At 53.2% G+C, this 18,489-nt stretch carries 14 protein-coding genes; 12 read left to right on the forward strand and 2 right to left on the reverse strand.

All coding sequences use genetic code 11. The features are described from left to right. The first annotated feature begins 1 nt into the window (after position 1). Entirely contained in the window at positions 2 to 1,177 is a 1,176-nt protein-coding gene (gene fadA, locus ACN0RL_RS18870) for an acetyl-CoA C-acyltransferase FadA (protein WP_417519650.1), read from the forward strand. Between the two features lie 270 nt (positions 1,178 to 1,447). Next, positions 1,448 to 4,087, forward strand: a complete 2,640-nt coding sequence (gene topA / locus ACN0RL_RS18875; protein WP_417519652.1) for a type I DNA topoisomerase — start codon at positions 1,448 to 1,450, stop codon at positions 4,085 to 4,087. An 81-nt stretch (positions 4,088 to 4,168) separates the two neighbouring features. Here topA and ACN0RL_RS18880 read toward each other — a convergent pair whose 3' ends face one another. Both ACN0RL_RS18880 and gltA read right to left on the reverse strand, forming a co-directional pair. Next, positions 4,169 to 5,041, reverse strand: coding sequence for an NAD(P)-dependent oxidoreductase (locus tag ACN0RL_RS18880; protein ID WP_417519654.1), 873 nt, complete (start codon positions 5,039 to 5,041; stop codon positions 4,169 to 4,171). Positions 5,042 to 5,175: 134 nt separating this feature from the next. Continuing rightward, complete coding sequence (gene gltA / locus ACN0RL_RS18885; protein WP_417519656.1) at positions 5,176 to 6,450, reverse strand: citrate synthase; 1,275 nt, start codon at positions 6,448 to 6,450, stop codon at positions 5,176 to 5,178. Between the two features lie 480 nt (positions 6,451 to 6,930). On the opposite strand from gltA, the gene sdhC reads away from it, so the two are divergent. The 10 genes from sdhC to ACN0RL_RS18935 all read left to right on the forward strand — a co-directional run. Then, complete coding sequence (gene sdhC / locus ACN0RL_RS18890; RefSeq protein ID WP_417519658.1) at positions 6,931 to 7,308, forward strand: succinate dehydrogenase, cytochrome b556 subunit; 378 nt, start codon at positions 6,931 to 6,933, stop codon at positions 7,306 to 7,308. Then, the gene (gene sdhD / locus ACN0RL_RS18895; protein WP_417519674.1) at positions 7,305 to 7,646 is read left to right on the forward strand and encodes a succinate dehydrogenase, hydrophobic membrane anchor protein; all 342 of its coding nucleotides are present in this window, start codon (positions 7,305 to 7,307) and stop codon (positions 7,644 to 7,646) included. Before sdhC ends, sdhD begins: the two co-directional genes overlap by 4 nt. Positions 7,647 to 7,649: 3 nt before the next feature. Continuing rightward, positions 7,650 to 9,422, forward strand: coding sequence for a succinate dehydrogenase flavoprotein subunit (gene sdhA / locus ACN0RL_RS18900; RefSeq protein WP_417519660.1), 1,773 nt, complete (start codon positions 7,650 to 7,652; stop codon positions 9,420 to 9,422). 14 nt (positions 9,423 to 9,436) lie between these two features. After that, positions 9,437 to 10,141, forward strand: a complete 705-nt coding sequence (locus tag ACN0RL_RS18905) for a succinate dehydrogenase iron-sulfur subunit (protein ID WP_417519662.1) — start codon at positions 9,437 to 9,439, stop codon at positions 10,139 to 10,141. A 317-nt stretch (positions 10,142 to 10,458) separates the two neighbouring features. After that, positions 10,459 to 13,296, forward strand: coding sequence for a 2-oxoglutarate dehydrogenase E1 component (locus ACN0RL_RS18910; RefSeq protein ID WP_417519664.1), 2,838 nt, complete (start codon positions 10,459 to 10,461; stop codon positions 13,294 to 13,296). 25 nt (positions 13,297 to 13,321) lie between these two features. After that, entirely contained in the window at positions 13,322 to 14,548 is a 1,227-nt protein-coding gene (gene odhB / locus ACN0RL_RS18915; protein WP_417519666.1) for a 2-oxoglutarate dehydrogenase complex dihydrolipoyllysine-residue succinyltransferase, read from the forward strand. 35 nt (positions 14,549 to 14,583) lie between these two features. Continuing rightward, entirely contained in the window at positions 14,584 to 16,026 is a 1,443-nt protein-coding gene (gene lpdA / locus ACN0RL_RS18920; RefSeq protein WP_417519668.1) for a dihydrolipoyl dehydrogenase, read from the forward strand. Between the two features lie 196 nt (positions 16,027 to 16,222). Beyond that, entirely contained in the window at positions 16,223 to 17,389 is a 1,167-nt protein-coding gene (sucC, locus tag ACN0RL_RS18925; RefSeq protein WP_417519670.1) for an ADP-forming succinate--CoA ligase subunit beta, read from the forward strand. Then, entirely contained in the window at positions 17,389 to 18,261 is an 873-nt protein-coding gene (gene sucD, locus ACN0RL_RS18930) for a succinate--CoA ligase subunit alpha (RefSeq protein WP_417519672.1), read from the forward strand. The genes sucC and sucD overlap by 1 nt, the downstream gene beginning before the upstream one ends. 121 nt (positions 18,262 to 18,382) lie before the next feature. Beyond that, the coding region (locus ACN0RL_RS18935) for a hypothetical protein (RefSeq protein WP_417519676.1) at positions 18,383 to 18,489 on the forward strand (107 nt) is incomplete at its 3' end.

Below are 18,489 nucleotides of genomic sequence, written 5' to 3' on the forward strand. Positions count from 1 at the left end.
TATGAGCCTTAATCCGAGAGACGTTGTCGTCATCGATTGCGTGCGGACTCCGATGGGTCGTGCCAAAAATGGCTGTTTCCGCAACGTGCGTGCGGAGACCCTGTCGGCAACGCTGATTGATGCGTTGTTTGAGCGCAATCCCAAGCTCGACCCGAAAGAAATTGAAGATGTAATCTGGGGCTGTGTAAACCAGACCAAAGAGCAGGGCTTTAATGTGGCTCGGCAGATTTCCTTGCTGACCCGTATCCCTCATGAGTCTGCAGCCCAGACTGTTAACCGTCTGTGTGGTTCTGCGATGAGTGCGATCCATACCGCGGCCCAAGCCATCATGACCGGCAACGGTGACGTATTCATGGTTGGTGGTGTAGAGCACATGGGGCACGTTCCCATGACTGAAGGCTTTGACCACAACCCGGCTGCTTCCAAGTATTCTGCCAAAGCGTCCAATATGATGGGCCTGACCGCGGAAATGCTGGCAAAAATGCACGGAATTACCCGTGCGCAGCAGGACGAGTTCGGCGCACGTTCACACCGTCTTGCTCATGAAGCAACGCTGGAAGGCCGCTTCAAGAATGAGATCGTTCCGATCGAGGGGCACGATGAGAATGGCTTCAAAGTGCTGATCGAGCACGATGAGACCATCCGTCCGCAAACTACGGTGGAATCTTTGGGCCAGCTCAAGCCGGCTTTTGATCCGAAGAACGGAACCGTCACTGCCGGCACTTCTTCTCAGCTGACTGATGGTGCCGCAGCGATGGTACTGATGTCTGCGGAACGAGCCGAAGCGCTGGGCCTGAAGCCGATCGCGAAGATCCGCAGCATGGCGGTAGCTGGCTGTGATCCCGCGATTATGGGTTACGGCCCTGTACCAGCAACAAAAAAAGCGCTGAAGCGTGCAGGCCTGAAAGTTGAAGATATCGACTTCTGGGAACTGAACGAAGCGTTTGCCGGTCAGTCTTTGCCAGTACTGAAAGACCTGAAACTGCTGGGTGTAATGGAAGAGAAGGTTAACCTTAACGGCGGCGCGATTGCTCTTGGCCATCCGCTGGGCTGTTCCGGTGCCCGCATCTCCACAACTCTGCTGAACGTAATGCAGGACAAAGGCGGTAAGCTTGGTGTTTCCACCATGTGTATCGGCCTTGGTCAGGGCATTGCAACGGTATGGGAGCGTCTGTGATCCGGTAAACGGATACGGCAACGCTTTCATGGAAGGCCCGGCTCGCGCCGGGCCTTCCTGCTTTCAGGGTAGCCTCAGAGCGCCCCCTGAAAACTGGAAAAAGCATAATGGAAGCAAAGAATGGGTTGTCTTGCTAATCCTGACACTGTAAAACAGTGAGCCTATACATAATGGCGGCGCCTATAGTTTTTCCAGCCGATTGATTTTACAGCGAGTTTACGGTCTGCTCGTTTACTGACCGATTTATCGCCAAGGATATAGATCTCCGATATGGGTAAAAGTCTCGTAATTGTCGAGTCACCAGCGAAAGCGAAGACCATCAACAAGTACCTGGGCCCTGACTTTATTGTCAAGTCGAGCGTTGGGCACATTCGTGATCTTCCCGTAAGTGGCAGCGGATCCCAGTCTGACCCGAAGGAACGCGCCAGACAGGCGGCGGTCACTCGCAAACTCAGCCCCGAAGACAAGATTGCACATAAAAAACGCAAGGCCCGGGAGCAGTTGGTTGCCCGTATGGGGGTTGACCCGGACAATGACTGGAGTGCTCGTTACGAAGTTCTCCCTGGCAAGGAAAAGGTTGTCAGTGAGCTCAAACGACTCGCCAAGAATGCTGATCATATCTACCTCGCGACGGATCTTGACCGCGAGGGGGAGGCCATTGCGTGGCATCTCCAGCAGACCATTGGCGGCGAGCCTGAAAAGTATCGCCGTGTGGTGTTTAACGAAATAACCAAGCGCGCCATTCAGGAAGCGTTCAAAGACCCCGGGCAACTTGATACCGACCGTGTAAATGCCCAGCAAGCCCGGCGCTTCCTTGATCGGGTTGTAGGTTACATGGTCTCGCCGCTGTTATGGGCCAAGCTTGCCCGCGGACTGTCGGCGGGTCGTGTCCAGTCAGTCGCTGTGCGCCTGATTGCGGAGCGTGAGCGAGATATCCGTATATTCGTGCCGGAAGAATACTGGCAGTTGTTTGCCGGGCTGGAAGCCAGGGCCAGTGCTCAATCTGTTCGCTTTGAGGTTACGCGCTACAACGACAAGCCTTATCGTCCGGTTAATGAGCAGCAGAGCAATGAGCATGTAAAACGGCTGGAGTCAGGTAGCTTTGAGGTATCGAAGCGGGAAGACAAGCCGACCAAGTCCCGCCCTGGCGCACCGTTTATTACGTCGACCCTGCAGCAGGCGGCGAGTAATAAAATGGGTTTCAGTGTCAAGAAAACCATGATGCTGGCCCAGCGCCTTTATGAAGCGGGCTACATTACCTACATGCGTACCGATTCGACGAATCTGAGCCAGGATGCCGTCAATAGCTGTCGCGAGTATATAAAGGATCAGTTTGGTGACCGTTATCTTCCAGAAAAGCCTAAGCTCTACGGCAGTAAAGAAGGCGCTCAGGAAGCTCACGAAGCCATTCGTCCGACAGAAGTCACGCGCCAGGCAGTTGCTATCAGTGGCCTGGAAAAAGACGCTGAGAAGCTCTATGAGCTGATCTGGCGTCAGTTTGTTGCGTGCCAGATGGCAGAGGCTGAATTCCTCAGTACGTCGATCGCTGTGGCCAATGGCGCTTATGAACTGCGCACGCGTGGGCGTATCAGCAAGTTTGACGGCTTTCTCAAGGTCGCACCCCAGTCGGCCAAAAAGGAAGAAGACGTTGCTTTGCCGGACATCAAGGTAGGGGAGGTTCTGAGTCTCGAGAAGCTGGAGCCAACACAGCACTTTACCAAGCCGGCGCCTCGTTACACAGAAGCAAGCCTGGTCAAGGAACTTGAAAAGCAGGGTATTGGTCGCCCCTCTACGTACGCATCAATTATCTCGACAATTCAGGATCGGGGTTATGTGCGACTTCAAAACAGGCGCTTCTACGCTGAGAAAATGGGTGAAATTGTCACTGACCGTTTGTGTGAATCGTTTTCGAATCTGATGGACTTCGATTTTACCGCGAAGATGGAAGGTGATCTGGATCATATTGCCGAAGGTGATGTGGACTGGAAAAAAGTTTTAAACGATTTTTATGCCAGATTCCGTTCGCAGCTGGAGTCTGCCGAGGGTGCAGACGGCGAGGGTGGTATGCGCCCGAACGATCCGACGGAAACCAGTATTCCTTGCCCCTCTTGTGGTCGAAATATGCAGATTCGGGTGGCCAGTACCGGTGTATTCCTCGGCTGTTCCGGCTATTCGTTACCGCCGAAAGAGCGTTGCAAAACCACCATTAACCTGGTGTCGGGCGATGAGGTCGTCAGTGCCGATGATGATGTGGAAGGCGAGGGTGAGACCCGGCTGCTGCGCAAGAAGCGGCGGTGCCCGATCTGCTCTACGGCCATGGATAGTTATCTGGTGGATGAAGCCCATAAGTTGCACGTTTGCGGCAACAACCCTGACTGCTCAGGTTATGAGGTTGAAGAGGGTACTTTCCGTATAAAGGGCTATGATGGGCCGACTCTGGAGTGCGATAAATGCGGCTCCGAAATGCAGCTGAAAACAGGCCGGTTCGGCAAGTATTTCGGGTGTATGAGTGACACCTGTAAAAACACCCGTAAGCTCTTGAAGAGCGGGGAGCCTGCGCCACCCAAGATGGATCCGGTGCCGATGCCTGAACTGCAATGCCAGAAAGTGGATGACACCTATGTATTGCGTGATGGCGCATCCGGAATGTTTTTGGCGGCCAGTAAGTTCCCGAAAAACCGCGAAACCCGCCCGCCACTGGTTATGGAGATCAAGCCGCACCGTAAGGAAATCGATCCGAAGCACGATTACCTGATGGAGGCCCCGGAACGTGATCCCGAGGGCAACCCTGCGGTCATTCGATACAGCCGCAAGACCAAAGAACAGTATGTAATGTCGGAAAAGGACGGCAAGGCTACGGGCTGGTCCGCATGGTATGTGAACGGCAAATGGCAGCCGCGCGAGAAATAGTCATGGCTGCATAGTCGGGATACGAAAAGAGGTCAGAATGTTTGTTCTGACCTCTTTTTTATCTGGAATATTTATTCTGGCTTATCTGAATTTTCGCAACCGCTGAATCAGCGAAGACGTATCCCACCGTTTTCCGCCCATTTCCTGAACATCACCATAGAATTGGTCGACCAGCGCGGTGACCGGCAGTGAGGCGTTGTTCTTACGCGCCTCGTCCAGACATATGCCCAGATCCTTGCGCATCCAGTCGACGGCAAACCCATGATCAAATTCACCGTCAATCATGGTTCCGGAGCGGTTTTCCATCTGCCAGGACTGAGCGGCGCCCTTGGAGATTACATCTACAACCTTTCTGACGTCGAGGTTGGCCTGCTCGGCGAAGTGCAGCGCTTCAGACAGCCCCTGAACCAGACCGGCAATAGCAATCTGGTTCACCATTTTGGTTTTCTGGCCACTGCCAGCAGGGCCCATCAGATTCAGGGCTTTGGCATAATGCTGGAGCAGAGGTTGGGCTTTGGCGTAATCTGATTCAGTGCCGCCGCACATGATGGTAAGCTGACCATTCTGTGCCCCTTGCTGGCCACCTGAAACCGGTGCGTCAATAAAGCCCATGCCCACTTTGCGGGAGGACTCGGCGAGCCTTTCAGCAACACCGGCTGATGCGGTTGTGTGATCCACCAGGATGGCTCCGGAGCGTGCGTGTGCCAGAATGCCGTCTTCACCCTCATAAACCGCAATCAGATCTTTGTCCGCGCCAACGCAGGTCAAAACAAAATCAGCGCCGTTTACGGCTTCTGCGATTGTCTGGCAGGCGGTTCCCGCATATTCCTTTGCCCACTGACGGGATTTTTGTGCTGAGCGGTTCCATACGCGTACGGTGAGGCCGGCGTTCGCGAGGTGGCCGGCCATGGGGTACCCCATAACGCCAAGCCCTATGAAGGTTACGGTAGTCATTCCTGTCTCCTTTTTAAGTTGTGGGGCTTAAGTTAGCACAGAGTTCAACAGTTGCCGGAGCAAAAGCTGTCTTTCTCACGGACAAAAAAAGGCCGCTGAATCAGCGGCCTTTCGGTTTTCGGAGTAATCAGGATTTACTCTTGCGGATAATCCCTTGCCGGAGAACCGATATAAAGCTGGCGCGGACGGCCAATACGGTAGTCGCCGCTGACCATTTCGTTCCAGTGAGAGAACCAGCCAATAGTCCGGGACATGGCAAAAATAACCGTAAACATGGACGTTGGAATTCCGATTGCCTTCAGGATGATCCCGGAGTAGAAATCCACGTTCGGGTAGAGCTTGCGCTTGACGAAGTACTCGTCCTCAAGGGCAATCTGCTCAAGCCGCTGCGCGATTTTCAAGAGTGGGTCGTTCTCCAGTCCAAGCTCGCTCAGAACTTCATGAGCAGTTTCAGCCATGACTTTGGCTCGCGGATCGAAATTCTTGTAGACCCGGTGACCAAAGCCCATCAGGCGGAACGGATCGTCTTTGTCCTTGGCTTTGGCGATGAAAGTATCAATGTTTGATTCGTCGCCGATTTCAGCAAGCATGTCCAGAACGGCTTCGTTAGCACCGCCGTGAGCGGGGCCCCAGAGTGCTGCAATGCCAGAGGCTATGCAGGCATACGGATTGGCACCCGAAGAGCCAGCCAGCCGCACAGTTGACGTTGATGCATTCTGTTCATGGTCGGCATGCAGAATGAAAATCTTGTCCATGGCTTTGGCCAGAATCGGATTCGGCTTGTAGTCTTCACAGGGCGTGCCGAACATCATCTGCAGAAAGTTTTCTGCATACGACAGGTCGTTACGCGGATACATGAACGGCTCGCCTTTGGAATACTTGTAGCACCAGGCTGAAATCGTTGGCATTTTCGCGATCAAACGGTGAGCTGTGATTTCACGTTGTTTGGGATCGGTGACATCCATCTGGTCGTGGTAGAAAGCAGACAGGGCGCCAACCACCCCGCACATAATGGCCATCGGATGCGCGTCCCGGCGGAAGCCGTTAAAAAAGTTGCGCATCTGATCGTGCAGCATGGTGTGCTTTTGAATGGTTTGATGAAACTGTTTGTTTTCTGCGGCAGTCGGCAGTTCGCCTTTCAGTAGCAGATAGCAGACTTCCAGGTAGTCTGAATGATCTGCGAGCTGCTCGATCGGATAACCCCGGTGCAGGAGAACGCCATTTTCACCATCAATATAAGTGATGGCCGACTCGCAGGCGGCTGTTGAAACAAACCCCGGGTCGTAAGTGAAAACGCCTTGCTGGACTAGGCCTCGTACGTCGATGACGTCAGGGCCAACTGTGCCGGAGTAAACCGGTAGCTCAATGGACTTGTCCCCCACCGAGAGCGTGGCTTTCCTGTCGGTCATAGTGCTCTCCTGTTTATCAGCTTTTGCAGCGAAGGCTGCCTTTATAGTTGCGCGAGAAGGCGCGTATTATCGCAAAACTGGCGGCAAAATATAGGGCGTAGGCTTTTTTTGTCAATGAAAGAGTGGGGAAACCTTTCGATGCTGTCCTTGTTGTAAATCAGGGATATCACGAATATTGTGGCTTCGGACCGAAAAAAGGATTTGTCAATACGCCTTATAGCTTGTGCCGTGGGTGTTTCTCTGTTGCTTTAGCATGGGTTGCGCGTTTGTAATTATACGGGCGCCTCCTTATAATCCCTAGCCCAGAATCGGGGATTCATCTTCTTCATGGGCGCTTGTTCGTAGCAAGCTACCTGATTGGTGTCCACCCTCCTGAACCAATCGACTGTCGGTCCCGTATCGTACATTCGATCCTTACATACCAACCATCCGCCACCGGTTCGCCGGCTTCGCGGTACTAAAAGAGAGTGTGAGAGCGCTGTGAATAGCAAACGACCAGTAAATCTCGATCTCGGCAAGTTTCATTTTCCGCTGCCAGCCATTACGTCCATATTGCACCGCGTAAGCGGCATCATCATTTTTGTTGGTGTCGCGTTCATGCTTTACGGACTTCAGCTTTCCCTCTCCGGGGAAGAAGGCTTCAGTCAGGTTAGTGAGTTGCTGAACAGCTTCCTGGCCAAGCTGATTATCTGGGGCATCCTGTCTGCTCTGCTTTATCATCTTGTCGCGGGTATCAAGCATCTGCTCATGGATATGGGTATTGGTGAAGAGCTGGAAAGCGGGCGTACAGCCGCGAAGATCACAATTGCAGTTTCCGTCATCCTCATTGTTCTGGCAGGAGTCTGGGTATGGGCATGAATAGTGTGACCAACATTGGCCGTAACGGAATCCAGGACTGGATAATCCAGCGAGTTTCTGCCTACGTATTAGCTTTTTATACGCTGTTTTTGCTCGGCTTTTTCGTGACAACAGATGTTGATTATCAGTCTTGGTCGGCGTTGTTTGATCAGGCTTGGTTCAAAATATTCACGCTGTTGGCGGTGCTTTCGATCGGAGCACACGCGTGGGTCGGGCTCTGGACAGTATCTACCGACTACATCAAATCCGCGATGCAGCGTTTTTTCTTTCAGGCGGCATGCATTCTCGTGATTTTCGTGTATGTGGTCTGGGGCATTCAGATTATTTGGGGGCTTTAATAGATGGCTAATATCAAGACCATGTCATACGACGCGATTGTTATCGGTGGCGGCGGCGCCGGTATGCGGGCGGCCCTGCAGTTAACCGAGTCGGGTGTTAAAACTGCGTGTATCACCAAAGTATTTCCAACGCGTTCGCACACAGTGTCTGCCCAGGGTGGTATTACTTGTGCAATCGCAAGCGCTGATCCCAATGACGACTGGCGCTGGCACATGTATGACACCGTAAAAGGGTCTGACTACATTGCCGATCAGGATGCCGTTGAATATATGTGTTCGGTCGGTCCTCAAGCTGTTTTTGAGCTTGAACATATGGGTCTGCCGTTTTCACGTACTGAGCAGGGCCGTATTTACCAGCGCCCGTTCGGTGGTCAGTCCAAGGGTCCGGACGATCCCACCCAGGCGGCTCGTACTTGTGCTGCGGCTGACCGTACCGGTCACGCACTGCTGCACACGCTCTACCAGGCAAACCTGAAGGGTGGTACCACCTTCCTGAACGAGTGGTATGCCGTTGATCTGGTTAAAAACAGCAAGAATGAAGTTGTTGGTGTTGTTGCGATTGAGATCGAAACCGGTGAAGTGGCTTACATCAAGTCCAAAGCTACCGTTCTGGCAACGGGCGGCGCGGGTCGAATTTATGCTTCTACCACCAACGCCCTGATCAATACCGGCGATGGTATTGGCATGGCACTGCGTGCGGGTTTCCCGATGCAGGATATGGAGATGTGGCAGTTTCACCCAACGGGCATCTACGGTGCCGGTACGCTGGTAACGGAAGGTTGCCGGGGTGAGGGCGGTTATCTGATCAACTCCGAAGGCGAGCGCTTCATGGAGCGTTATGCTCCGAATGCGAAAGATCTGGCAGGCCGTGATGTTGTTGCTCGCTCCATGGTTATCGAGATTCTTGAAGGTCGCGGTTGTGGCCCTGAAAAAGATCACGTTTTGTTGAAGCTGGACCACCTCGGTGAAGAAACCCTGAATCTTCGGTTGCCGGGTATCTGTGAGTTGTCTCGCACATTCGCTCACGTGGATCCTGTAAAAGAGCCGGTCCCTGTTGTGCCTACCTGTCACTATATGATGGGTGGTGTTCCTACTAACGTAGGCGGCCAGGCGCTGACTCAGGACGAAAACGGTAAGGATCAGCCAATCCCGGGTCTGTTTGCCTGTGGTGAGGCGGCTTGCGTTTCTGTTCATGGTGCGAATCGCCTGGGCGGTAATTCGTTGCTGGACCTGGTTGTATTCGGTCGCGCGGCAGGCCTGCACATCGAGGAGCAGCTGCGCGGTGGGTTCGAGACTGATGGTGCCACTGACGAAGACATCAAGCGAGCAATGGCACGCCTTGAGCGCCTGAATACTGCTTCAGAAGGCGAGAGTGTTGCTGAAGTTCGTAAGGATCTTCAGAATTGCATGCAGCTTTACTTCGGCGTATTCCGTGACGGCAAGAGCATGGAAGAAGGGTTGAAGAAGCTCGAGGCAATCGGTGAGCGGGTTCGTAATACCAGGCTTACTGACACCAGCAATGCCTTCAACACTGCACGAATCGAGGCTCTTGAACTCGATAACCTTTTTGAAGTGGCCCAGGCAACTGCGATTTCTGCAAACGAACGCAAAGAGAGTCGCGGCGCTCATGCCCGTAACGACTTTACCGAGCGTGACGACGAGAACTGGTTGAAGCATTCTCTCTACTTCCCGCTGGACAAGCGTATCGGCAAGCGTGATGTTAATTTTGCGCCGAAAACTGTCGACACCTTCCAGCCGAAAGTTCGGACTTATTAAGGGGGACGTACATTATGTTGGTAAGCCTTTATCGTTATAACCCGGAAACTGACAACGCCCCTTATATGCAGGACGTCGATGTTGAGCTTCCGGCTGGTAAGGACCTGATGGTTCTCGATGTTCTTAACCTGATCAAGGAGAAGGACTCGTCAATGGCCTATCGCCGCTCATGTCGTGAGGGTGTGTGTGGCTCTGATGGCATGAATATGAACGGCAAGAATGGCCTGGCCTGTATTACGCCAGTGTCGCAGGTCCTCAAGAATGGCAAGCTGGTACTTCGCCCGCTTCCTGGGCTGCCGGTTATTCGTGATCTGGTTGTAGACATGAGTCTGTTCTACAAGCAGTACGAAAAAGTGATGCCGTATCTTGTAAACGATACGCCGGCGCCCGGTATCGAGCGCTTGCAGTCACCCGAGGATCGCGAAAAGCTGGACGGCCTGTACGAGTGTATTCTGTGCGCGTGCTGTTCGACGTCCTGCCCGTCGTTCTGGTGGAACCCGGACAAGTTTATTGGCCCTGCGGGTCTGTTGCAGGCATACCGCTTTCTGGCGGACAGCCGTGATACTGCACAGGCCGAGCGCCTCGCCGATCTGGATGACCCGTTCAGCGTGTTCCGCTGCAGGGGCATCATGAACTGTGTTAGCGTTTGTCCGAAGGGCCTTAACCCTACAAGGGCTATCGGCCACATCAGGAATCTTCTTCTGCACCGTGCTACTTAAGCGGCAAAATTGCAGACAGGCGCTATACTGATCTGATCAGGTTGGAACCCGGAAGGCCTCGCATTTATGCGGGGCCTTCAACCAAAGGCTTATAGTCAAAGGTCTTACCCGGGTGCAAACTACGCAGGCCGTGGCGGGAACTCATCCAGTTTTCTTGCGGCTTAGCTGAGTATAAAAAAATCATTGGGGAACGGAAAAGCATCCGTGTTGGGTGTGGTTTGCTACAGTCGATCCCGTAAAAACCCGTATTGACTGATAATTACCCCTGGCCGACCATACCGGGCTCCCCCGCACCAGCCCAAGGTGAGCTATTCAAAATGCAAGAAAGCATCATGGAGCAGTTATGGCAGACGTCCCACTTACAAGGTGGAAATCTGGCCTATGTTGAACAGCTTTTTGAAACCTACCTGACAGACCCTAATGCCGTTTCCGAAGAATGGCGAAGCTATTTTGACAAGCTTCCGAGCGTTGACGGCTATCAAGGCCGTGATGTCATTCATTCTGCGATCCGCGAACAGTTTGAACACATATCCCGCAATCAGCGTTTTCTCGCGAATAACGGCGTGCCTGTCAGTGCGACGTCGGATGCTGATAAAAAGCAGACCCGTGTTCTCCAGCTTATTAACGCGTACCGCTTCCGAGGTCACCAGGAAGCGAAGCTGGACCCTCTTGGGGTCTGGCAGCGCCCAGAGGTAGAAGATCTCGATCCGTCTTTTCATGATTTATCCGAGTCCGACAGGGATCTGACATTTCAGACCGGCTCCCTGAGCTTTGGCTCTGAAACCATGAAGCTCGGAGACATAGTCGACGGGCTGCGACAGACGTACTGCGGCAGCATCGGCGCCGAGTACATGCACATAGTTGATACCCGCATCAAGCGCTGGTTTCAGCAGCGTATGGAGCCTGTCCGCTCCGAGCCGGGTTATGAAACCAAAACCCGCAAACACATTCTTGAACGCCTCACGGCAGCCGAAGGCCTGGAAAAATACCTCGGCTCCCGTTATCCCGGCGTAAAGCGTTTCGGGCTTGAAGGCGGCGAAAGCCTTATTCCCTGCATGGACGAACTGATCCAGCGTGCCGGGTCTTATGGCGCCAAGGAAATCGTTCTGGGTATGGCTCACCGTGGCCGCCTTAATATCCTGGTTAATACGCTCGGCAAGAATCCGAAGGAGCTTTTTGACGAATTTGAAGGCAAGAGGCTGGCCGATTCCGGTTCTGGTGACGTCAAATATCACCAGGGCTTCTCATCCAACGTGATGACAGACGGCGGTGAAGTGCACCTTGCAATGGCGTTTAACCCGTCGCACCTGGAAATCGTATCTCCGGTAGTTGAAGGCTCTGTGCGTGCCCGGCAGACCCGGCGCTCCGATACTCAGGGAAATCAGGTTGTTCCGGTTATCATGCACGGCGACGCTGCGTTCGCGGGGCAGGGCGTGGTAATGGAAACCTTCCAGATGTCTCAGACCCGCGGTTTTGGCGTGGGTGGAACCATCCATATCGTTATCAATAACCAGGTCGGCTTCACAACCAGCAAACAGGAAGATGCCCGCTCCACCGAGTACTGTACCGACGTGGCCAAGATGGTTCATGCGCCGATACTTCACGTAAACGCGGACGACCCCGAAGCGGTTGTTTTTGTTACTCAGATGGCGATGGACTATCGCAACGAGTTCAAGGGTGACGTGGTTATCGATCTGGTTTGTTATCGTCGTCGGGGCCATAACGAGGCTGATGAGCCTGCGGCAACCCAGCCGATGATGTACGATAAAATCCGCAAGCTCAAGACGACCCGCACGCTATATGCTGAAAAGCTGGTCGCTGCTGGCGTTGTGAGTGAAGACGAAGCCAAGCAGATGGAGAATGATTATCGTGACGCCCTGGATAATGGCGAGCACGTGGTCAAGTCTTTGGTCAAAGAGCCGAATAAAGATCTCTATGTTGACTGGGCGCCCTATCTGGGTCACGAATGGACGGCCAAATGTAAGTCCAGTGTGGCACTGAAAACGATCCAGAAGCTTGGTAAGAAGCTGACCCATGTTCCCGAAGGGTTCAGCGTTCAGCGTCAGGTTTCCAAAATCGTTACCGACCGGGAAAAAATGACTGCGGGTGCATTGCCCATCAACTGGGGCTATGGCGAGATCATGGCTTATGCAACGCTTTTGAATGAAGGGCACCCTATCAGGTTGACCGGACAGGATGTAGGCCGCGGTACCTTCTCTCACCGCCATGCTGTTTTGCATAACCAGAAAGACGGTTCCAGGCATATCGCTCTTGCGCAGTTGTCTGACAAGCAGCCGAAGTTTGAAATATACGACTCGCTGCTTTCTGAAGAAGCGGTGATGGCGTTCGAATACGGCTACGCCACCACTACGCCGGATACGCTGGTGGTCTGGGAAGCGCAGTTTGGAGATTTTGCTAACGGCGCCCAGGTGGTTATCGACCAGTTCCTCACGAGTGGTGAGCACAAGTGGGGGCGTCTGTGTGGGTTGACCCTGCTGTTGCCGCATGGTTATGAGGGGCAGGGGCCAGAACACAGTTCTGCGCGGCTTGAGCGCTTCTTGCAACTGTCTGCACAGCACAATATTCAGGTGTGTGTGCCAACAACGCCCTCTCAGGTGTTCCACATGTTGCGTCGCCAGGTGAAGCGCCCTCTGCGTAAGCCGCTGGTTGCTATTACACCCAAGAGCTTGTTGCGCCACAAAGAAGCAACCTCAGATCTGGATGACCTGACATCAGGCACTTTCCAGACTGTTCTTCCTGAGAAAGAGCTGCCGGAACCGAAAAAAGTCACCCGGGTTATTCTTTGCAGCGGCAAGGTCTATTACGATCTTCTGGAGAAAAAGAAAGCTGACGAACGTGACGACGTTGCCATTGTGCGCATTGAGCAACTGTATCCGTTCCCCAGTGAAGATCTGGATGAGGCTCTGGCCAGTTACTCAAAGCTGAAGCACGTGGTTTGGTGTCAGGAAGAGCCGATGAACCAGGGCGCCTGGTACAGCAGTCAGCACCACATGCGCAACGCGCTGCAGCGACTGAATCCCAAGCTTCATCTTCAGTACGCCGGCCGTGAGGCCTCTGCTGCGCCAGCAGCAGGTCACATGTCTGTTCATATTGAAGAGCAGAAAAATCTTGTTAACGACGCGTTCGAAATCTGACGAGCTACCGAGCTAAGGAACTGTAATGTCTACTGAGATAAAAGCACCTGTTTTCCCGGAGTCGGTCGCAGAGGGTACCGTCGCGACCTGGCATAAACAGCCGGGCGAAGCCTGTTCACGCGATGATCTGATTGTCGATATCGAAACCGACAAGGTCGTCCTTGAGGTAGTTGCGCCGGCCGACGGCGTAATCGAAGAGGTCCTCAAAGGCGAAGGCGACATCGTGGAAAGTGGTGAAGTTATCGGCAAATTCAAGGAAGGCGCCGTGGGCGATTCCGGCTCCGCCGACAGCAAAGACAGTAAAGAAAGCAAGGCCGACTCCGACGAGGGCGAAGCCAAAGCTGAGCAAAGCCAGAGTTCTGACGATGCTATTCTTAGTCCGGCAGCACGCAAGCTGGCCGACGAGAACAGTGTCGACCCGGGTTCCGTAAAAGGTACCGGGAAAGACGGTCGCGTAACCAAAGAAGATGTTCAGAATCATGTAGATAATGCTAAGTCTTTAGGTGGTTCCTCGAAGGCTGCTGCGCCTGAAGTCAATGTTTCTGCGGGTGAGCGTCTGGAAAAACGCGTTCCCATGACGCGTCTTCGTGCCAGTATTGCCAAGCGCCTGGTAAATGCTCAGCAGACAGCAGCCATGCTGACGACCTTCAACGAGGTCGACATGGGCCCCATCATGGAATTGCGAAAGCAATACCAGGACAGCTTCGTGAAGCGTCACGATATCAAGCTGGGCTTTATGTCTTTCTTTGCCAAAGCCGCGACCGAAGCGCTTAAGCGTTTCCCCGCTGTTAATGCGTCTATCGATGGCAATGACATGGTCTATCATGGTTACCAGGATATCGGTGTAGCGGTCTCTACAGATCGTGGCCTGGTTGTACCGGTACTTCGTGACGCAGACGCAATGGGTCTGGCAGATATCGAGAAGAAAATTGTGGAGTACGGCACCAAAGCAAAAGGTGGCAAGCTTGCAATTGAAGATATGACTGGTGGTACTTTTACAATTACCAATGGTGGCATTTTCGGATCGCTTCTTTCTACGCCGATCCTGAACCCGCCGCAAACGGCTATCCTGGGAATGCATAAAATCCAGGAGCGCCCAATGGCGGTCAATGGCAAGGTTGAAATTCGTCCGATGATGTACCTTGCGCTGTCCTATGATCACCGTATGGTTGATGGCAAGGAGGCTGTGCAGTTCCTTGTGGCCATCAAGGAAATGCTCGAAGATCCGGCGCGTATTCTGCTGGACGTCTGAACCGACATTTAACGAATCAGAAAACAGGATCAACTATGTCTGATAAGTACGACGTAATCGTCATTGGCGCAGGCCCGGGTGGCTATGTTGCTGCCATAAAAGCTGCGCAACTTGGCCTGAAAACCGCGTGTGTCGAATCGTGGACTTCCGAAGATGGCAAAAATCAGGTGCTTGGTGGTACCTGCCTTAACGTGGGTTGTATTCCTTCCAAAGCATTGCTTGAGATTTCCCATAAGTTTGAGGAAGCAAGCCACGACTATGAGATGCAGGGCATCATCGCCAAGGATGTCAAAATCGACATCGCCAAGATGATGGAGCGTAAAAGCGGAATCGTTAAACAACTGACCGGCGGTATCGCAGGGTTGTTTAAAGCTAACGGCGTAACCTCTATTCATGGCCACGGCAAGCTGTTGGCCAATCGTCAGGTTGAAGTTACAGATAAAGACGGAAAGACCAAAACCTACGAAGCTGAAAACGTTATTATTGCTACCGGTTCCAAACCTATCGAGATTCCGCCTGCTCCGATGACGGAAGGCTATATCGTAGACTCGGAAGGCGCGCTGGAGTTCGATGAGGTTCCTAAGCGCCTTGGTATCATTGGTGCCGGCGTGATTGGTCTTGAGCTTGGTAGTGTCTGGGCTCGTCTTGGGTCAGAAGTGACTGTGCTTGAAGCACAGGACACCTTCCTGCCTGCCGTAGACCAGCAGATTGCCAAGGATGCGCTCAAGCAGTTTACCAAGCAGGGCCTCAATATTGTAATGGGCGGCCGTGTAACCGGCGCCGAGGTCAAGCGTAAGCTGGTCAATGTGAGCTACGAAGACAGCAAGGGCAAGCAGGAGCTGAAAGTCGACAAGTTGATTGTTGCTGTTGGCCGCCGGCCGTACACAGACAATCTGCTGTCTGCAGATTCTGGCGTCAGCATGGATGAGCGTGGTTTTATCTTTGTTGATGAAAAATGCAAAACCGAAGCTCCGGGTGTCTGGGCCGTGGGCGACGTTGTTCGTGGCCCAATGTTGGCGCACAAAGCCTCGGAAGAAGGCGTTATGGTGGCAGAACGCATCGCCGGCCATAAGCCTCAGGTGAACTACGACTGCATTCCAAACGTGGTTTACACATCGCCTGAAGTGGCCTGGGTAGGTAAAACGGAAGAGCAGCTCAAGAGTGAAGGTGAAGCCTATAAGGTCGGCACTTTCCCGTTTGCGGCTAACGGTCGCGCGATGGCGGCAAATTCCGCCTCTGGCATGGTGAAAATCATTGCAGACGAAAAGACTGACCGGATTTTAGGCTTCCACGTTGTGGGCCCGCAGGCATCTGAAATCGTTGCTCAGGGGGTTATTGCCATGGAATTTGGCTCCAGTGCAGAAGATCTGGCTCTGACCTGTTTTGCACACCCGACTCTATCTGAGTCTGTGCACGAGGCAGCGCTGGCAGTTAACGGTGGCGCGATTCATATTGCGAACCGTCGTAAAAAGAAGTAACGCAAACCAGGAAGCAGGGGCGCCCGTGATGGCGCCCCTTTACCATAAAAACAGCTGATTTCCTGTTGCGATCATGGCGAGCTGAGTTTAAACCCTGCTCGCCGAGCGGAATTCGCAGTAAAGGCTTCCCTGCAGGGGAGTCGCGGGTTCACTTTCCGTACGTGGTTATCCTCCATCAAAGAGCGGGACACTAACTATGAATTTGCACGAATATCAGGGCAAACAGCTTTTCGCTGAATATGGCTTGCCAGTATCGCAGGGCATTGCCTGCGATACCCCGGATGAAGCAGTAGCAGCTGCAGAAAAAATTGGCGGCAACAGCTGGGTTGTAAAGGCCCAGGTTCACGCTGGTGGCCGCGGTAAAGCCGGCGGTGTAAAACTGGTCAAGAACACCGACGACATCCGCGCGTTCGCAGAACAGTGGTTGGGCAAGCAGCTGGTAACTTTCCAGACTGACGAGAACGGCCAGCCAGTCAGCAAAATTCTGGTTGAATCCCTGACTGATATTGATCAGGAGCTGTATCTGGGCGCGGTTGTCGACCGTGGCACTCGCCGTATCGTATTCATGGCGTCCACCGAAGGCGGCGTTGAAATTGAAACGGTTGCGGAAGAGACACCGGAAAAAATCCTGAAAGCCGAGATCGATCCGCTGGTAGGTGCTCAGCCATACCAAGGCCGTGAGCTGGCGTTCAAGCTTGGGTTGGAAGGCAAGCAGATTGGCCAGTTCACCAAGATCTTCATGGGTCTGGCGAAACTGTTCGAAGACTATGACCTGGCGCTGATGGAAATCAACCCGCTGGTTATCACTCCGGCTGGTGATCTGCACTGCCTGGATGCCAAGATTGGTGTCGACGGTAACGCTCTTTACCGCCAGAAGAAGCTTCAGGAAATGCGTGATCCTTCACAGGAAGACGCTCGTGAAGCAGAAGCTGCAGCCTGGGAACTGAACTACGTTGCTCTTGAAGGCAACATCGGTTGCATGGTTAACGGCGCTGGTCTGGCCATGGGTACCATGGACATTATCAAACTGTCTGGCGGTCGCCCGGCTAACTTCCTGGACGTTGGCGGCGGTGCTACCAAAGAGCGCGTATCCGAAGCGTTCAAAATCATCCTGTCTGACGATGCAGTGCAAGCCGTTCTGGTTAACATCTTCGGCGGTATTGTTCGCTGCGATATGATTGCCGAGGGCATCATTGGTGCCGTTAAAGAAGTCGGCGTTAAAGTGCCCGTGGTTGTTCGCCTTGAAGGTAACAACGCTGAACTGGGTTCCAAGGTACTGGCTGAAAGTGGCCTGAACATCATCGCCGCCAGCAGCCTGGCCGATGCTGCAGAGCAAGTCGTTAAAGCCGCAGGGGGTAAATAATGAGCATCCTGATTAATAAAGACACCAAGGTAATTTGCCAGGGCTTTACCGGCGCACAGGGTACATTCCACTCTGAGCAGGCTATCGAATATGGCACCAAGATGGTTGGTGGCGTTAGCCCGGGTAAAGGCGGTACCGAACATCTGGGTCTGCCGGTGTTCAACACCGTGCGTGAAGCTGTAGAAAAGACCGGTGCTCAGGCAACTGTTATCTACGTTCCGGCTCCGTTCTGTAAAGATGCCATCATTGAAGCGGCCGATGCAGGCATCGAGCTGATTGTGTGCATCACCGAAGGCATCCCGACCATTGATATGCTGTACGCTAAAGAATACGTTGATCGTAAAGGCGTTCGCATGATCGGGCCTAACTGCCCGGGCGTTATCACACCGGGTGAGTGCAAGATCGGCATCATGCCTGGCCATATTCACAAGCCAGGCAAGGTCGGTATCGTATCCCGTTCCGGTACTCTGACTTACGAAGCGGTCAAGCAGACCACAGACTTCGGCTACGGCCAGTCTACCTGTGTGGGCATTGGTGGTGACCCTATCCCGGGTTCCAACTTCATCGATATCCTCAAGCTGCTGCAAGACGATCCGCAGACAGAAGCTATCGTGATGATTGGTGAGATCGGCGGTACCGCTGAAGAAGAAGCGGCTGCCTTCATCAAGGAGCACGTCACCAAGCCCGTGGTTTCCTACATTGCCGGTGTTACAGCACCTCCAGGCAAGCGTATGGGCCACGCTGGCGCCATCATCTCTGGTGGTAAAGGCACGGCAGACGAAAAATTTGCGGCTCTGAACGACGCTGGTGTTAAAACTGTGCGTAGTCTGGCCGAGATTGGCAAGGCTCTGAAGGAAGTGACTGGCTGGTAAAGCTGGTTTCTTTCACCAAAACCCCCGTTTCTGTTCTGCAGAGCGGGGGTTTTTTATTTATAATGCCCGATCGTCTGATCTACTATGTGGCGAATCCCATTCAAAAGAAGGAGTTTGTGCTTTGAGTTCTGTAGATTCCCAGCAACGGGTTTTGTCCGGTATGCGTCCGACCGGCAAGCTTCATCTTGGTCATTACCACGGTGTGCTGAAAAACTGGGTGAAACTCCA

The organism is Marinobacter sp. (genome assembly GCF_048259445.1).
GTDB lineage: Bacteria > Pseudomonadota > Gammaproteobacteria > Pseudomonadales > Oleiphilaceae > Marinobacter.